The 15700-nt window shown below is 63.9% G+C and carries 16 protein-coding genes; 14 read left to right on the top strand and 2 right to left on the bottom strand.

All coding sequences use genetic code 11. The features are described from left to right. The first annotated feature begins 93 nt into the window (after positions 1-93). From HX839_RS03090 to HX839_RS03150, 13 genes are read left to right on the top strand one after another with little or no spacing between them, the layout of a single operon-like run. On the top strand, positions 94-828 hold the full coding sequence (locus HX839_RS03090) for a glycosyltransferase family 2 protein (RefSeq protein ID WP_177066710.1): 735 nt from the start codon (positions 94-96) through the stop codon (positions 826-828). Then, positions 825-1760 carry a glycosyl transferase gene (locus HX839_RS03095; RefSeq protein WP_177066711.1) on the top strand — a complete coding sequence of 312 codons (936 nt, stop codon included), beginning with the start codon at positions 825-827 and terminating at the stop codon, positions 1758-1760. The genes HX839_RS03090 and HX839_RS03095 overlap by 4 nt, the downstream gene beginning before the upstream one ends. Beyond that, entirely contained in the window at positions 1744-3285 is a 1542-nt protein-coding gene (hutH, locus tag HX839_RS03100; RefSeq protein ID WP_177066712.1) for a histidine ammonia-lyase, read from the top strand. Before HX839_RS03095 ends, hutH begins: the two co-directional genes overlap by 17 nt. Beyond that, a complete protein-coding gene (locus HX839_RS03105) occupies positions 3278-3703 on the top strand; it encodes a thioesterase family protein (protein WP_177066713.1) in 426 nt (141 codons plus the stop codon). The genes hutH and HX839_RS03105 overlap by 8 nt, the downstream gene beginning before the upstream one ends. Further along, positions 3700-4410 (top strand): outer membrane lipoprotein carrier protein LolA, encoded by a 711-nt coding sequence (locus tag HX839_RS03110; RefSeq protein WP_102604300.1) that lies wholly within the window; start codon positions 3700-3702, stop codon positions 4408-4410. Before HX839_RS03105 ends, HX839_RS03110 begins: the two co-directional genes overlap by 4 nt. Continuing rightward, positions 4400-6718, top strand: a complete 2319-nt coding sequence (locus tag HX839_RS03115; RefSeq protein ID WP_177066714.1) for an MMPL family transporter — start codon at positions 4400-4402, stop codon at positions 6716-6718. Before HX839_RS03110 ends, HX839_RS03115 begins: the two co-directional genes overlap by 11 nt. Then, positions 6715-7449: a class I SAM-dependent methyltransferase gene (locus HX839_RS03120; protein ID WP_177066715.1), complete on the top strand. Its 735-nt coding sequence runs from the start codon at positions 6715-6717 to the stop codon at positions 7447-7449. The genes HX839_RS03115 and HX839_RS03120 overlap by 4 nt, the downstream gene beginning before the upstream one ends. After that, positions 7446-7928, top strand: a complete 483-nt coding sequence (locus HX839_RS03125; RefSeq protein ID WP_023659350.1) for a hypothetical protein — start codon at positions 7446-7448, stop codon at positions 7926-7928. Before HX839_RS03120 ends, HX839_RS03125 begins: the two co-directional genes overlap by 4 nt. Next, the gene (locus tag HX839_RS03130; protein ID WP_177020736.1) at positions 7925-9091 is read left to right on the top strand and encodes a beta-ketoacyl-[acyl-carrier-protein] synthase family protein; all 1167 of its coding nucleotides are present in this window, start codon (positions 7925-7927) and stop codon (positions 9089-9091) included. Before HX839_RS03125 ends, HX839_RS03130 begins: the two co-directional genes overlap by 4 nt. Next, a complete protein-coding gene (locus tag HX839_RS03135) occupies positions 9088-9549 on the top strand; it encodes a hotdog family protein (protein WP_102604305.1) in 462 nt (153 codons plus the stop codon). Before HX839_RS03130 ends, HX839_RS03135 begins: the two co-directional genes overlap by 4 nt. Next, positions 9546-10274, top strand: a complete 729-nt coding sequence (gene fabG / locus HX839_RS03140) for a 3-oxoacyl-ACP reductase FabG (RefSeq protein WP_087692521.1) — start codon at positions 9546-9548, stop codon at positions 10272-10274. The genes HX839_RS03135 and fabG overlap by 4 nt, the downstream gene beginning before the upstream one ends. After that, positions 10274-11500, top strand: a complete 1227-nt coding sequence (locus tag HX839_RS03145) for a beta-ketoacyl-ACP synthase (protein ID WP_177066716.1) — start codon at positions 10274-10276, stop codon at positions 11498-11500. The genes fabG and HX839_RS03145 overlap by 1 nt, the downstream gene beginning before the upstream one ends. A 26-nt stretch (positions 11501-11526) precedes the next feature. Next, on the top strand, positions 11527-11967 hold the full coding sequence (locus HX839_RS03150; RefSeq protein ID WP_177066717.1) for a hypothetical protein: 441 nt from the start codon (positions 11527-11529) through the stop codon (positions 11965-11967). Between the two features lie 161 nt (positions 11968-12128). Here HX839_RS03150 and HX839_RS03155 read toward each other — a convergent pair whose 3' ends face one another. Next, a complete protein-coding gene (locus HX839_RS03155; RefSeq protein WP_003209358.1) occupies positions 12129-13022 on the bottom strand; it encodes a LysR family transcriptional regulator in 894 nt (297 codons plus the stop codon). 181 nt (positions 13023-13203) lie between these two features. On the opposite strand from HX839_RS03155, the gene HX839_RS03160 reads away from it, so the two are divergent. Further along, positions 13204-14421, top strand: a complete 1218-nt coding sequence (locus tag HX839_RS03160; RefSeq protein WP_371132458.1) for an MFS transporter — start codon at positions 13204-13206, stop codon at positions 14419-14421. 53 nt (positions 14422-14474) lie between these two features. On the opposite strand, the gene hemE is transcribed toward HX839_RS03160, so the two are convergent. Further along, positions 14475-15542: a uroporphyrinogen decarboxylase gene (gene hemE / locus HX839_RS03165; protein ID WP_003209355.1), complete on the bottom strand. Its 1068-nt coding sequence runs from the start codon at positions 15540-15542 to the stop codon at positions 14475-14477. Positions 15543-15700: the final 158 nt, after the last annotated feature.

The raw sequence follows: 15700 nt of genomic DNA on the forward strand, positions 1-15700 counted from the left end.
AAATCGGTGTCGCCTGTGTTGGGGCCGCTTCGCAGCCCAGCGGGAGCAAGCTCCCTCGCCACGCACAGCGCTTCTGCCAATGGGGTACCTGTTATGCATAACCCCTGCGCCTTGATCCCGGTCTACAACCACGAGGCCGCCGTGCCCGCCGTGGTTCATAGCGTGCTGTCCAGCGGCCTGCCATGCCTGCTGGTAGACGACGGCAGCAGCGCCGCCTGCGCCGCCGTGCTGGCGCAACTGGCAACCCTCGACAACGTGTCCCTGCTGACCCTGCCCGCCAACCAGGGCAAAGGCGCCGCCGTCATGGCCGGCTTTCGCGAAGCCGCACGCCTGGGCTTCACCCACGCCCTGCAAGTGGACGCCGACGGCCAGCACGACCTGCGGGAAGTCGGTACCTTCCTCGACGCCTCCCGCGCCCACCCGAATGCGGTGATCTGCGGCTACCCGGAATACGACGACAGCGTGCCCAAGGGCCGCCTTTACGCGCGCTACCTGACCCACGTGTGGGTGTGGATCAACACCTTGTCGCTGCAGATCCGCGATTCCATGTGCGGCTTTCGTGTGTACCCACTGCCACCGACCCTGGCCTTGATGGACTCGGCCAACATCGGCAAACGCATGGATTTCGACTCCGACATCCTGGTGCGCCTGGCCTGGCGCAACCAGCCGATGCGCTGGCTGCCGACCAAGGTCCACTACCCCGCCGACGGCCTGTCGCACTTTCGCCTGTTCCACGACAACGCGCTGATTTCCTCGATGCACACCCGGCTGTTCTTCGGCATGTTGGTGCGCGCGCCGATGATCCTCTGGCGCCGGTGGCAGGCATGAGCCAGGACACCAAGCACTGGGCCGACCGCGAGGAGCGCGGCAGCTTCTGGCTGATGAAATTCACCGCCTTCGCCGCCAAGGTCCTCGGGCGCCGGCTGCTGAGCCCGCTGCTCTACGGCATCGTTTTCTACTTCTTTCTGTTCGGCCGCACGGCCCGCCAAAGCGCCTGGCAATACCAGCAGCGCCTGGCCGACTGGAGCCGGCGCGACGACCTGCGCCCTACCCACAGAAGCGTCTTCGGCCAGTTCATGGCATTCGCCGACGCCCTGCTGGACAAGCTCGACGTATGGAACGGCAAGTTGCGCCTGGAGCAGATCGAAATCATCGACCCGGCCCAACTGCGCGGCCAACTGCGCAGCGAACGCGGGCAGATGCTGGTGGGCGCGCACCTGGGCAATCTTGAGGTGTGCCGCGCCCTCGCCGAGCTTGGCGAAAAGGTCACCATGAACGTGCTGGTGCACACCAAGCACGCTGAACGTTTCAACCGGATTCTGGGCGAAGCCGGGGCGACCAATCTGCGCCTGATCCAGGTCAGCGAACTTGACCCGTCGGTGATGATGCTGCTCAGCCAGCGCCTCGACGACGGCGAGTGGCTGGCGATTGCCGGCGACCGCGTACCGCTGCATGGCGGGCGTACGGTGCGCGTGGATTTCCTCGGCCATGACGCCGCCTTCCCCCAAGGCCCGTGGCTGTTGGCCGGTTTGCTGAAATGCCCGGTCAACCTGCTGATGTGCTTGAAGCATCAAGGCCGTTATCGCCTGATCATCGAGCCGTTTGCCCAGTTGATCGAATGGAAACGCAGCGACCGCCCGCAGGTGATCGCACAATGGACCGCCCGCTACGCCGAGCGCCTGGGCCAGTTCTGCCTGGAAGCGCCCCAACAATGGTTCAACTTTTACCCTTTCTGGAAGACCGATGAAGACGCATCTTGAGCCGGTAACCTTCGGCGAAATTCCCCTGCGCATCGAAGACGTGCTGGCCCTGGCCAACCGTCAGGCGCCGACTCAACTGCAAGCCGATGCCAAGTACCGCCAGCGCATCGCCAAGGGCGCGCAGTTCCTGGATTCGTTGCTGGACAAGGAAGGCGTTATCTACGGCGTGACCACCGGCTACGGCGACTCGTGCGTGGTGGCCGTGCCGTTGCAGCACGTCGAAGCACTGCCCCGCCACCTCTACACGTTCCACGGCTGCGGCCTGGGCAAGTTGCTGGATGCGCAAGCCACCCGCGCGGTGCTGGCGGCGCGGTTGCAGTCGCTGTGCCACGGCGTGTCGGGCGTGCGCGTGGAGTTGCTGGAACGCCTGCATGCGTTCCTGGAGTTCGACGTGCTGCCGCTGATTCCGGAAGAAGGCTCGGTGGGCGCCAGCGGTGATTTGACGCCGCTGTCCTACGTGGCCGCAACCTTGTCTGGTGAGCGCGAAGTGATGTTCCGTGGCGAGCGCCGCCAGGCGGCGGAGGTGCACCGCGAGCTGGGCTGGGACCCGCTGGTGCTGCGCCCGAAAGAGGCCCTGGCACTGATGAACGGCACCGCCGTGATGACCGGCCTCGCCTGCCTGGCCTTCGCCCGCGCCGACTACCTGCTGCAACTGGCCACGCGCATCACCGCGCTGAACGTGGTGGCGCTGCAAGGCAACCCGGAGCATTTCGACGAGCGCCTGTTTGCCGCCAAGCCGCACCCGGGGCAGATGCAAGTCGCCGCCTGGCTGCGCAAGGATCTGGCCATCGACGCGCCGACCGCGCCGCTGCATCGCCTGCAAGACCGTTACTCCCTGCGCTGCGCCCCCCACGTCCTGGGCGTGCTGGCCGACAGCCTGAACTGGTTGCGCTCGTTCATCGAGATCGAACTCAACAGCGCCAACGACAACCCGATCATCGACGCCGAAGAAGAACGCGTGCTGCACGGCGGCCACTTCTACGGCGGCCACATCGCGTTCGCCATGGACAGCCTCAAGACCCTGGTGGCCAACGTCGCCGACCTGCTGGACCGCCAGCTCGCGCTGCTGGTGGACGTGCGTTACAACCACGGCTTGCCGAGCAATTTGTCGGGTGCGCCAGCCGAGCGGGCGATGATCAACCACGGCTTCAAGGCTGTGCAGATCGGCACCAGCGCCTGGACCGCCGAAGCGCTGAAAAACACCATGCCGGCCAGCGTGTTCTCGCGCTCCACCGAGTGCCACAACCAGGACAAGGTGAGCATGGGCACCATCGCCGCCCGCGATGCGATTCGTGTGCTGGAACTGACCGAACAAGTCGCCGCCGCCACTTTGCTCGCCGCCAACCAGGGCGTATGGCTGCGGGCCCAGGCTGAAGACGCACGCCCGCTGCCGCCGGCGCTGGCCGCCATGCACGACGAGCTGGCCAAAGACTTCCCGCCGGTCATCGAAGACCGCGCCCTGGAAGGCGAACTGCGCCTGTGCCTGAAACGCATCGCCGAGCAACACTGGAGGCTGCATGCGTAGCCCCGGCGTGTTGCACTGCGACACTGAAATCCTCGTGCCGTTTTTCGACATCGACACCATGAACGTGGTGTGGCACGGGCACTACGTAAAGTACCTGGAAGTCGCCCGCTGCGCCTTGCTGGACAAGATCGGCCAAAACTACACAGCGATGCTGGAAGCGGGTTACGCCTGGCCGGTGATCGACATGCAGCTGCGCTATGTGCGCGGAGCGACCTTCGGCCAGACCATCAACGTGCGCGCCAGCCTGGTGGAGTGGGAGAACCGCTTGAAGGTCAATTACCTGATCAGCGACAAGGCCACCGGTGAGCGTCTGACCCGCGCCAGCACCGTGCAAGTGGCGGTGGAAATTGCCAGCCGCGAAATGCAGTTGGCGTCGCCAAAAATATTCACTGACGCCATAGAGAGAGCCTTGAAATGAGATTCCCTGTGGGAGCGGGCTTGCTCGCGAAAATCGTCAACGATAACGCAGGCCGCCTGACACCCCGTGGCGCCCTCAGGTTCTTCGCGAGCAAGTCGAATCGTCGCACCGCCGCTCCCACAGGAATCGCCTTCATTCTGTTGTTGGGCATTCCAGGCCTGGCCCATGCTTTCGACCTGCAACAACTCAGCGATCAGCTTGCAAAACCGTCGGTGATCCACGGCAACTTCATCCAGGAAAAACACCTGCGCGCGCTGCCGCAGCCGCTGACCAGCAAGGGCACCTTCGTCCTGGCCAAGGACCACGGCCTGCTGTGGCTGCTGAAAACCCCGCTGCAACAGGACTACCGCATCAGCGCCAACGGCATCGCCCGGCGTGACGCCAACGGCTGGCAATTGCTGCCGAACAAGAGCGCCGGCGCCGAGCAGAACCGTTTGTTCCTCGCCGTGTTACAGGGCGACAGCAGCGGCTTGCAGCGTGACTTCGAGCTGCAACTGCAAGGCGAAGCCCAGCAGTGGAAACTCACGCTGATCCCGCGCTCGCTGCTGCTCAAGCAGGTGTTCACCCAAATCAATATCGACGGCGGCGAACTGGTGCAGAAGATCGAGCTGCTGGAAACCCAGGGCGACAGCACCGTACTGCGCATGCAGGACAGCACCAGCAGCCAGCCCTTGAGCGACGCGGAGCAACACGACTTTGCCGAGTGAACGCTGGTTGCCGCGCCTGTTCCTGATCCTGCTGGTGGCCGTGTTGGCCCTGGCGGGCTGGCAATGGCGCCATGGCGCACCGCTGTCGGCGAACCTGATGGAACTGGTGCCCGGCACCGCGCCGGATGCGCTGGAGCTGCGCGCCGAACAGCGCATGCAGGAACCACTGAACCGCGAAATGCTGGTGCTGGTGGGGCATGCCGACCGGCAAAAAGCCGTGGCCATGGCGACGCAATTGGGCGAAGCCTGGCAAGCCAGCGGCCTGTTTGAGAAAGTTCAGTGGAACCTCCAAGCCGACCTGCCGGCCCTGCGTCAGCAGTTGCTGCAAGGCCGGCTGGCGATGCTCTCGGCCAAGGATCGCGAGCAACTGATCGACGAGCCCCAGGCGTTTATTCAGCAGCGGGTTCAGGCGCTGTTCGACCCGTTCACCGGCTTCAGCCTGGTGCCCAGCCAGGACGATTGGCTGGGCCTCACCGGGCGCATCCAGAACAGCCAGCCGCAACACGGTTCGGTGCAGCTGGATATCGGCAGCGGCGCGCTGATCGCCGATGCCGACGGCAAAAGCTGGGTACTGCTGCGGGCCCGCACCACCGGCAATGCCTTCGACATGAAACTGCCGCTGCAAGTGGCTGACCTGCTCAAGGCCAGCCGCGGGCAGGCCGACCAGCAAGGCGCGCAATTGCTCGCCGCAAGCGGCCTGCTGTATGCAGCCAATGGTCAGCAGCAGGCCACCCGGGAAATCACTTGGGTCGGCGGCGGCGCGACGGTAGGCATCCTGTTATTGCTGCTGCTTGCGTTCCGCCGCTGGCGGGTGTTGCTGGCGTTCGTGCCGGTGCTGGTGGGCATGCTGTTTGGTGCGGTGGCCTGCGTGGCGCTGTTCGGGCATATGCATGTGATCACGCTGGTGCTGGGCTCGAGCCTGATCGGCGTGGCGGTGGATTACCCGCTGCATTACCTGTCCAAGAGCTGGAGCATGAGCCCTTGGCGCAGTTGGCCAGCGTTGCGCGTGACCTTGCCGGGCCTGAGCCTGAGCCTGGGCACCAGTTGCATCGGTTACCTGGCCCTGGCGTGGACGCCGTTCCCGGCGCTGACGCAAATCGCGGTGTTCTCCGCTGCCGGTCTGGTGGGCGCTTACCTGTCGGCCGTGTGCCTGTTGCCGGCCTTGCTCAAAGGCGTCGAGCTGCGCCCGGCGCAATGGCCCCTGCGCATTGCCGAGTTCCTGCTGAGCGTGCGCGAGTCGCTGCTCAAGCGCCTGCCAAGCCCGGTGTTGTTGATACTGGTGTTGGTGTTTTGCGCCGGTGGGCTGTGGCACCTGAACAGCAAAAACGATATCCGCCAGTGGATCGGTGCGCCACCGCAGTTGCTGCAGGAAGCCCAGGCCGTTGCGCGGATTACCGGGTTCCAGCCCACCAGCCAGTTCTTCCTGGTGCGGGCGGACAACCAGCAGCAGTTGCTGGAACGCCAGGCCGCGCTGAGCCAGCGCCTGGATCAGTTGGTGAACATGGACAAGCTCCAGGGTTACCTGGCGCTCAACCAGTTGGTCAGCGCGCCGGCGGAGCAACAGCAACTGCGCGAGGCCCTGAAACAGCTGCCGCAGTACTGGCAGCCATTGCTGGACCTCGGTGTGCCCGCCAGCGCGCTGCAAGCCGAGCTGGCCCAGTTGCAGGCCTTGCCCACCGAAGACATCGACGCAGCACTGGTCGGCCCGCTGGCCGAGCCGTGGCGCACGCTGTGGCTGGGGAATGTCGACGGTGGCGTGGCGGCGATGGTGAGCCTGCAAGGGTTGAACAACCCGGCCTTGCTGCGGGTGCAGGCCCTGGATCTGCCCGGCGTGCAGTTGGTGGACCGCCTGGGCGACTTGAACCAGGTGTTTGCCGCGACGCAAATCAGCGCCGCCGAATTGAAATTGATGTCCTGCGTGTTGATCGTACTGCTGCTGATCCTGCCGTTCGGCTTCGGCGGTGCCTTGCGCATCGTCGCCCTGCCGTTGCTGGCGGCGCTGTGCAGCCTGGCCAGCCTCGGTTGGCTGGGGCAGCCGTTGACGTTGTTCAGCCTGTTCGGCCTGCTGCTGGTGACCGCCATCAGCGTCGATTACGCGATCCTGATGCGTGAACAAATTGGCGGCGCCGCCGTGAGCCTGTTGGGCACACTGTTGGCGGCCGTGACTACTTGGCTATCGTTCGGCCTGCTGGCTATTTCCAGCACACCGGCGGTGAGTAATTTTGGGCTGTCGGTGAGCCTGGGGCTGGCGTTCAGCTTCATGCTGGCGCCGTGGGCCAGCCCGTCCGGGACAAGGAAGATGAGATGAGCAGCCAATACCTGAGTAAAAACTACGTCGAAGAAACCAAGTTCGGCTTCTGGTTCCTGCGCAGCCACACCTGGCAGCACCATGTGCTGCGCGTGGCCATCAACGACCTGCGCAGCTTGTTCAGCGCCCCGCTGCCGGTTGCTCCGGTGCTGCTGGACGCCGGCTGCGGCCAGGGCAAGTCGTTCCAGTACCTGCAGCAGGTGTTCGCCCCCGAACGCCTGATCGGCCTCGACGCCGACCCACACAGCCTCGACCTGAGCCGCGCCGAAGCCGCGCGCCAGGGCATCGCCATCGAGTTGATCGGCAGCGACTGCGCGACCCTCGACGTGGCCGACGCCAGTGTCGACGTACTGTTCTGTCACCAGACCTTCCATCATCTGGTGGAACAGCATCGCGCCCTGAAAGAGTTCTATCGGGTGCTCAAGCCGGGCGGCTACCTGCTGTTTGCCGAATCCACCGAGGCCTATATCGACACTTGGGTAATCCGCTGGCTGTTTCGTCACCCGATGCATGTGCAGAAAAGCGCCGAGGAGTACCTTGAGATGATTCGCGAGCAGGGCTTTGAGTTCGGCCCGCAGAACGTCTCGTACCCGTACCTGTGGTGGAGCCGCGCCACCGACTTCGGCCTGCTTGAGCGCTGGGGCCTGCGCCAGCCAAAACCGGCCGGCCAGCGCGAAGAAACCCTGGTCAACGTGGTCGCCCGCAAACCTCTGGCGAGCGCTGAAACATGATCCGAATGCTGTTGATCGGCTGTCTGTTGCTGCTGGGCGCGTGCGCCAGCCAGCCGCCGTTGCCGTCGAAAAACCCGGTACTGAGCCTGCCACTGCAACTGCACGTACAGCGCGAACAGGACGGCCAGCGCCAGGACTGGTTGCTGGTGATGCAGCGCGAAGGCGGCGGGATTCGCTGGTCGATGATGGACCCGCTGGGCATTCCCCAGGCTCGGCAGATGCTGATCAATGGCGCCTGGCAGGCCGACGGTCTGCTGCCGCCCAATCCCCAGGCACGTGAATTGTTTGCCGCGCTGTTGTTCGCCCTGACCTCGGCGGATGAAGTTTCCAGGCTGTACCCCGGCACCCAGGAAATGGACCTGATCCGCACCCTGCCGTCCCACTGGAAGATCACCTATCACTCCTCCCTGGTGTTTCGCGTGGACGTGATCGGGCAACACCTGACCTACCACATCTCGCCGCTTGGGGCTGCCCGATGACCGCCTACCTCAATGCCCTCGGCGTGATCTGCGCCCTGGGCCGCGACAAGCGCGAAGTCAGCCGCAGCCTGTTTGCCGGCGACTGCTCCGGCATGCGCGCCGAAAGCGGCTGGGTGCCGGAGCGTGTGTTGCCGGTGGCCGCTGTGCACGGTGAACTGGCGGCGATACCGCCCGGGCTGGAATCCCATCGCAGCCGCAATAACCAGTTGCTGCTGGAAGCCGCGTTGCAGATTGACGACGAGATCCGGCAAGCGATCCAGACGTTCGGCGCGTCGCGCATTGGCATCGTGCTCGGCACCAGCACCTCGGGCATCGATGAAGCCAGCCGTGGCATCGCCCACTATCTGCGGGAAAACCAGTTCCCCGCCGACTACGACTATCAGCAACAGGCGCTTGGCGCCCCGGCCGATTTCCTCGCCGACTGGCTGCAACTGAGCGGCCCGGCCTACGTGATTTCCACCGCCTGCACCTCCAGCGCACGAGCGCTGATGAGTGCCCAACGCCTGTTGGACCTGGGTGTGTGCGATGCGGTGATCTGCGGTGGCGTCGACACGCTGTGCAAGCTGACCCTCAATGGTTTTTCGTCCCTGGAAGCGGTTTCGGCAGAGCGCTGCAATCCGTTTTCGCTGAACCGCAACGGCATCAATATCGGCGAAGCCGCCGTGTTGTTCCTGATGAGCAAAACCCCGGCGCCGGTCGCACTGCTGGGCAGTGGCGCCAGTTGCGACGCCCACCATATTTCCGCCCCCGAGCCTACCGGCAAGGGTGCGTTGCAAGCGATGCGCAAGGCCCTAGCCAGCGCACAACTGGCGCCCGGACAAATCGGTTACCTGAACCTGCACGGCACCGCTACCCAACATAACGATGCCATGGAAAGCCTGGCGGTCGCGGCCCTGTTCCCGGACGGCGTAGCCTGCTCCTCGACCAAACCCATGACCGGCCACACCCTGGGCGCCGCCGGCGCGCTGGAAGCGGCGTTCTGCTGGCTGAGCCTGGCAGAAGGCGTAGTGCCGCCCCATGTCTGGGATGGCCAGGCGGACCCCGACCTGCCCGTACTGAAGTGGGCGTCGCCCGGCGACGCCCTGGAAAAACGCTGCCTGATGAGCAACTCGTTTGCCTTCGGTGGCAACAACGTCAGCCTGATTATCGGAGACGCCCCATGACTGATTGGCCGCTCGCCGAACTGCTGCCCCACGCCGGTGACATGATCCTGATCGATCAGGTCCTGAGCTTTGATGAAGAACAGATCCAGACCCGCCTGACGGTCAAGCCCGGCGGTCTTTTCAACCGCGCCGACGGCAGCCTGCCTGCGTGGGTCGGCATTGAGTTGATGGCGCAAAGCGTCGCCGCCTACGCCGGTTGCCGTGCGCGCCAGAAAGGTGAAGCCGTGGAGTTGGGCTTCCTGCTGGGCACGCGCAAGTTCGAGTGCAACGTCGAGCACTTTCCCGCAGGCACCGAGCTGACCATCCACGGCCTGCGCTCCCTGGAAGACGACAACGGCATGGGTGTGTTCGAATGCCACCTCACCGGTCACGGCATCCAGGCCAGCGCACGCTTGAACGTATTTCGACCGCCCCAGGCGGCCAACTATTTAGATGAATCGAAGGACACCACGCCATGACTGAATCCGTATTGGTGACCGGCTCCAGCCGTGGCATCGGCCGCGCTATCGCTGTGCGCCTGGCCCAGGCCGGGCACGACATCGTGCTGCATTGCCGCAGCGGGCGTGCCGAGGCGGATGCGGTGCAGGTCGAAATCGAAGCGCTGGGGCGCAAGGCCCGGGTGTTGCAATTCGATGTGGCGGACCGCGCCAGCTGCAAGGAGATCCTTGAAGCCGACGTGGAAGCCCATGGCGCGTATTACGGCGTGGTGCTCAATGCGGGCCTGACGCGCGATGGCGCGTTTCCAGCGCTGTCGGAAGACGATTGGGACGTGGTGATGCGCACCAACCTCGACGGTTTCTACAACGTGCTGCACCCGGTGATGATGCCGATGATTCGTCGTCGCGCCGCCGGGCGGATCGTGTGCATCACCTCGGTATCCGGGCTGATCGGCAACCGCGGCCAGGTCAACTACAGCGCGTCCAAGGCCGGCCTGATCGGCGCCGCCAAGGCCCTGGCCATCGAGCTGGGCAAGCGCAAGATCACCGTCAACTGCGTGGCCCCCGGGCTGATCGACACCGCGATGCTCGATGAAAACGTACCGGTGGAAGAGCTGATGAAAATGATCCCGGCCCAGCGCATGGGCACGCCGGAAGAAGTCGCCGGGGCGGTGAATTTCCTGATGTCGGCAGAAGCCGGCTACATCACCCGCCAAGTGCTGGCCGTGAATGGAGGCCTGTGCTGATGAAACGCGTGGTGGTCACCGGCATAGCCGGCGTTACGTCCCTGGGCAGCGATTGGGCAACCATCGCCGCCAACTTCCGCGCCAACCGCAGCGGCATCCGGCGCATGGACGAGTGGGACCGTTTCACCGAACTGAACACCCGGCTGGCCGGGCCGATCGATGATTTCGTGGTGCCCGCCCACTGGACCCGCAAGCAACTGCGCAGCATGGGCCGGGTTTCCCGGCTGGCTGTATGGGCGGCGGAGCAGGCGCTGAAAGATGCCGGCTTGCTGGGCGACGAGTCGATCAAGGACGGGCGCATGGGCGTGGCCTGTGGCTCGTCCACCGGCAGCACCGACGAGATCAAGGCCTTCGGCAATATGCTGCTGAACTCGGTGGCCGAGGGGCTGAACGCCAACTCCTACGTGCGGATGATGCCCCACACCACGGCGGCGAATATCAGCATTTTCTTCGGCCTCACCGGCCGGCTGATCCCCACGTCCAGCGCGTGCACCAGCGGCAGCCAGGGCATCGGCTACGCCTATGAGGCCATCAAGTTCGGCCGCCTGCCGCTGATGTTGGCAGGTGGCGCCGAAGAGCTGTGCCCTACCGAAGCCATGGTGTTCGATGCGCTGTACGCCACCAGCCTGAAAAACGATGCACCACAAACCAGCCCGCGTCCCTACGACAGTGGCCGCGACGGCCTGGTGATCGGCGAAGGCGGCGGCATCCTGGTACTCGAAGAGCTGGAACATGCACTGGCCCGTGGCGCGCATATCCACGCGGAAATCGTCGGCTTCGGCAGCAACGCCGACGGCCAGCACACCACCCGCCCGGAACAGGCCACCATGCGCCGCGCCATGGAACTGGCATTGGAAGATGCGGGGCTTGCGCCCGACGCGATCGGCTATGTGAACGGCCATGGCACCGCCACCGACCAGGGCGACATCGCCGAAACCCTGGCCACCAGCAGCCTGTTCGGTAGCCGCATGCCCATCAGTTCGCAGAAGAGTTTCCTTGGGCATACTCTGGGCGCATGCGGCGCGCTGGAGTCGTGGTTCAGCATCGAGATGATGAACCGCAACCAATACGTGCACACCTTCAACCTCGACGAAGTCGACCCGCGCTGCGGCGAGCTGGACTACCTGCAAGGTGAGTTCCGCGAGCTGCACAGCGACTACGTGATGAACAACAATTTTGCCTTTGGCGGCGTCAACACTTCGCTGATTTTCCGCCGCTGGGTGTAAGTTTTTTTACTGACTGGAGAAATGGAATGTCTTCCCTGCTACGCGCAACACTGGTCGCTTTGGCCCTGCTCACCACCGCTGGCTGCACCAACAAACCGGTGCTCAACACCCAGCATGACTTGCCGGCGAACCCGCAGGTCAACGAAGAAAAAATGAAGCAGACCATTATCGCGGCCTTGAACAAACGCCAATGGGTGGTGCAGCGCCTGAGCCCGAAACTGGTGCAGGCCGAGATCAACGTGCGCAACCAGTTCCACGCTGAAATCGACATTCGCTACACCGCCACCAGCTACGCCATCACCTACCGCGACAGCCGCGACCTGGGTTACAAAGACGGCAAGATTCACCGCAACTACAACCGCTGGGTGAGCATGCTGGACCGTGACATCCTGGCGGCGTTGCGCACCAATGGTGTGAGTGACACGGCGCAGTTGCTCCAGCAGACCGGGACGTCGAAGCAGAACTGAAACACCCGCTGCCCTGTGGCGAGGGAGCTTGCTCCCGTTGGGGTGCGAAGCGCCCCTGAAACCTGCGATTGAGGGTTGCCTGGTAAAACTCAGTCGTCGGGTTTCGGGGCTGCTGCGCAGCCCAGCGGGAGCAAGCTCCCTCGCCACAGGTTATACGTCGGTCATACCAATGCCTTGCGGGTCAGCAGCTCGACAAACGCCTTGGCCATCGGCGTCTGCTGACCCTTGCGCTGCACCAGCCACACCGCCGTCACCGCCTCCTGATCCAGCAACGTGCGATACACCACGCCATCAATGCGGATCCGCTGATACGACGCCGGCAACACCGAGACACCCAACCCCGCCGCCACCAGGCCGATGATGGTCATCGCTTCCCCGGCCTCCTGCGCGAAATGCGGGCTGAAGCCCGCATCACGCGCCAGGCTCATCAATTGGGCATACAAGCCACTGCCGTAAGTCCGCGGGAAAAACACAAACGGTTCTTCGGCCAATTGCGCCAGGTGCAAACCCCGCTCACTGCCCTCCACCAACGGATGCCCGGCGTTCAGCACGGCCACCAAGGGCTCGCGCATCAGTTCCACGACGCTCAAGGAATCGGGCAACGGCAACGGTCGCATCAACCCCACCTGAATCGACTCATCCACCAGCGACTCGGCCACCTCCGTGCTGCTCATCTCCTGCAGATTCAAATGCACCGCCGGGAATGCCTGGCGAAACGCGAAGATCGCCTGTGGAATGCTGGAGTTGAACGGCGCAGAAGAGGTGAAGCCAATCTTCAACTCCCCCAGTTCCCCCAGCTGCGCCCGACGCGCCACGTCCGCCGCTTTATCCACCTGCGCCAGCACCAACCGCGCCTCTTGCAGGAACAACCTGCCGGCCTCGCTCAGCTCGACCCGACGATTGGTACGCTCAAACAACCGCGCACCTATCTCCTGCTCCAGCGCCTGGATCTGCTGGCTCAGGGGCGGCTGGGAGATCCCCAGCACCTGCGCGGCGCGGCCAAAATGCAGCTCTTCAGCCACGGCGATGAAGTAACGCAGGTGGCGCAGTTCCATGAAAACCTCATTAGGTCGTAAAAGCTCTTAAACAGGTCGAACAATATATTGGAAAGAATCAATAGGGAGCTATATTCTTTTTTGCATTGCCAGCCCTGGCAGCCTTTCCTCCCCGAGGTCCCGCGTGAAATCTGCTGTCGCTCCGCTTGCTCAAGAAGTACCGCCCACCGCCCTCGATGAAGTGGTGGCACAGCTCAACGAGCAGTACATCGAAAAAGGCACCCCGATGTTCATGCGCACGGTGCTGGCGCTGTTCTCCGGCGGTTTCGCCACTTTCGCCCTGCTCTACTGCGTACAGCCGATGATGCCGGCGCTGTCCCACGAATTTTCCATCAATGCCGCGCAAAGCAGCCTGATTCTCTCGGTGGCCACCGGCATGCTTGCCATTGGCCTGCTGATCACCGGGCCGATTTCCGACACCCTGGGGCGCAAGCCGGTGATGGTTGCCGCGCTGTTCTGCGCCGCACTGTGCACCATCGCCAGCGGCTTGATGCCAAGCTGGGAAGGCATCCTGCTGATGCGCGCACTGGTGGGCCTGTCCCTCAGCGGCCTGGCAGCGGTGGCCATGACCTACCTGAGTGAAGAGATCCACCCGCAACACATCGGCCTGGCCATGGGTTTGTACATCGGTGGTAACGCCATTGGCGGCATGAGCGGGCGCTTGATCATCGGTGTGCTGATCGACTTCGTCAGTTGGCACACGGCGATGCTGATCATTGGCGCCCTGGCGCTGATCGCAGCCACGGTGTTCTGGAAGATCCTCCCCGAGTCGCGCAACTTCCGCGCCAGCACCCTGCACCCGCGCAGCCTGGTGGACGGCTTCACCATGCACTTCAAGGACGCCGGCCTGCCGTGGCTGTTCCTCGAAGCCTTCGTGCTGATGGGCGCCTTTGTGACGATGTTCAACTACATCGGCTACCGCTTGCTGGCGGACCCGTACGATTTGAGCCAGGCCGTGGTAGGCCTGCTGTCGCTGGTCTACCTCTCGGGTATCTACAGCTCGGCGAAAATCGGCTCCCTGGCCGACCGCCTAGGCCGTCGCCGAGTGCTGTGGGGCACCATCGTGCTGATGCTCGGCGGCATCGCCCTGACGCTGTTTACCCCGCTGTGGCTGGTAGTGCCCGGCATGCTGATCTTCACCTTCGGCTTCTTCGGCGCCCACTCAGTGGCCAGCAGCTGGATCGGCCGCCGCGCGCTGAAAGCCAAGGGCCAGGCGTCGTCGCTGTACCTGTTCAGTTACTACGTGGGGTCGAGTATTGCGGGGACGGCGGGCGGGTTTTTCTGGCACTACGCCGGGTGGAACGGGATTGGCGGGTTTATCGTCGCGCTGTTGATCGTCGCGTTGCTGGTGGCGTTGAAGCTGGCGAAGTTACCGCCGTTGCAGGAAGCCAAGGCTTAATCACCGCTCACAAAAAAGCCCGGCATCTGCCGGGCTTTTTCATTGCCGCGCGATCACTCGTGATACTGCGCCGACAACTCGTGCACCGCCCGCAGGAACGCGCCTGCGTGCTCCGGATCAACTTCCGGAGTAATGCCGTGGCCAAGGTTGAACACGTGACCACTGCCTTTGCCGTAGCTGGCAAGGATGCGGCCCACTTCAGCGCGGATCGCTTCCGGCTTGGCGTACAGCACGGTCGGGTCCATGTTGCCTTGCAGCGCAACCTTGTTGCCCACGCGGCGACGGGCTTCGCCGAGGTCGCAGGTCCAGTCCAGGCCCAGCGCGTCGGCGCCGGCGTCGGCGATGCTTTCCAGCCACAGGCCGCCGCCCTTGGTGAACATGATCACCGGCACCTTGCGGCCTTCGTGTTCGCGGATCAGGCCGCTGACGATCTTGCGCATGTAGGCCAGGGAGAACTCCTGGTACGCCGCCGCCGACAGGTTGCCGCCCCAGGTGTCGAAGATCTGCACCGCCTGGGCGCCGGCCATGATCTGGCCGTTGAGGTAGGAGGTGACCGACTGCGCCAGCTTGTCCAGCAGCAGGTGCATGGCTTGCGGGTTGTCGTAGAGCATGGCCTTGGTCTTGCGGAAGTCTTTCGACGAGCCGCCTTCGACCATGTAGGTGGCCAGGGTCCACGGGCTGCCGGAGAAGCCGATCAGCGGCACGCGGCCGTTCAGCTCGCGGCGGATGGTGCTGACCGCATCCATGACGTAGCCCAGGTCCTTGTGGGGATCGGGGATCGGCAGGGCTTCGATATCGGCCAGGGTGCTGACGACTTTCTTGAAACGCGGGCCTTCGCCGGTTTCGAAGTACAGGCCCTGGCCCATGGCGTCAGGGATGGTCAGGATATCGGAGAACAGGATGGCCGCATCCAGCTGTGGATAGCGGTCCAGCGGTTGCATGGTGACTTCGCAGGCGAACTCCGGGTTCATGCACAGGCTCATGAAGTCGCCGGCGTGGGCGCGACTGGCGCGGTATTCCGGCAGGTAGCGACCGGCCTGGCGCATCATCCACACAGGGGTGACGTCCACGGGTTGCTTGAGCAGGGCACGAAGGAAACGGTCGTTCTTGAGGGCAGTCATGTCGGCATCCGCAAAAAAAGTGCGGGCATTTTCTCAGAGCGCGACGCAAAAGGCACGGCAAGAGCCGTGCCTTTTGTCTATCGGGTCAATTTGTCGCGGATATGAAAGCGCCACAAAACAAATGTGGGAGCGGGCTTGCTCGCGAAAGCGGTGGGTCA

This window comes from Pseudomonas sp. I8001 (genome assembly GCF_013385345.1).
GTDB lineage: Bacteria > Pseudomonadota > Gammaproteobacteria > Pseudomonadales > Pseudomonadaceae > Aquipseudomonas.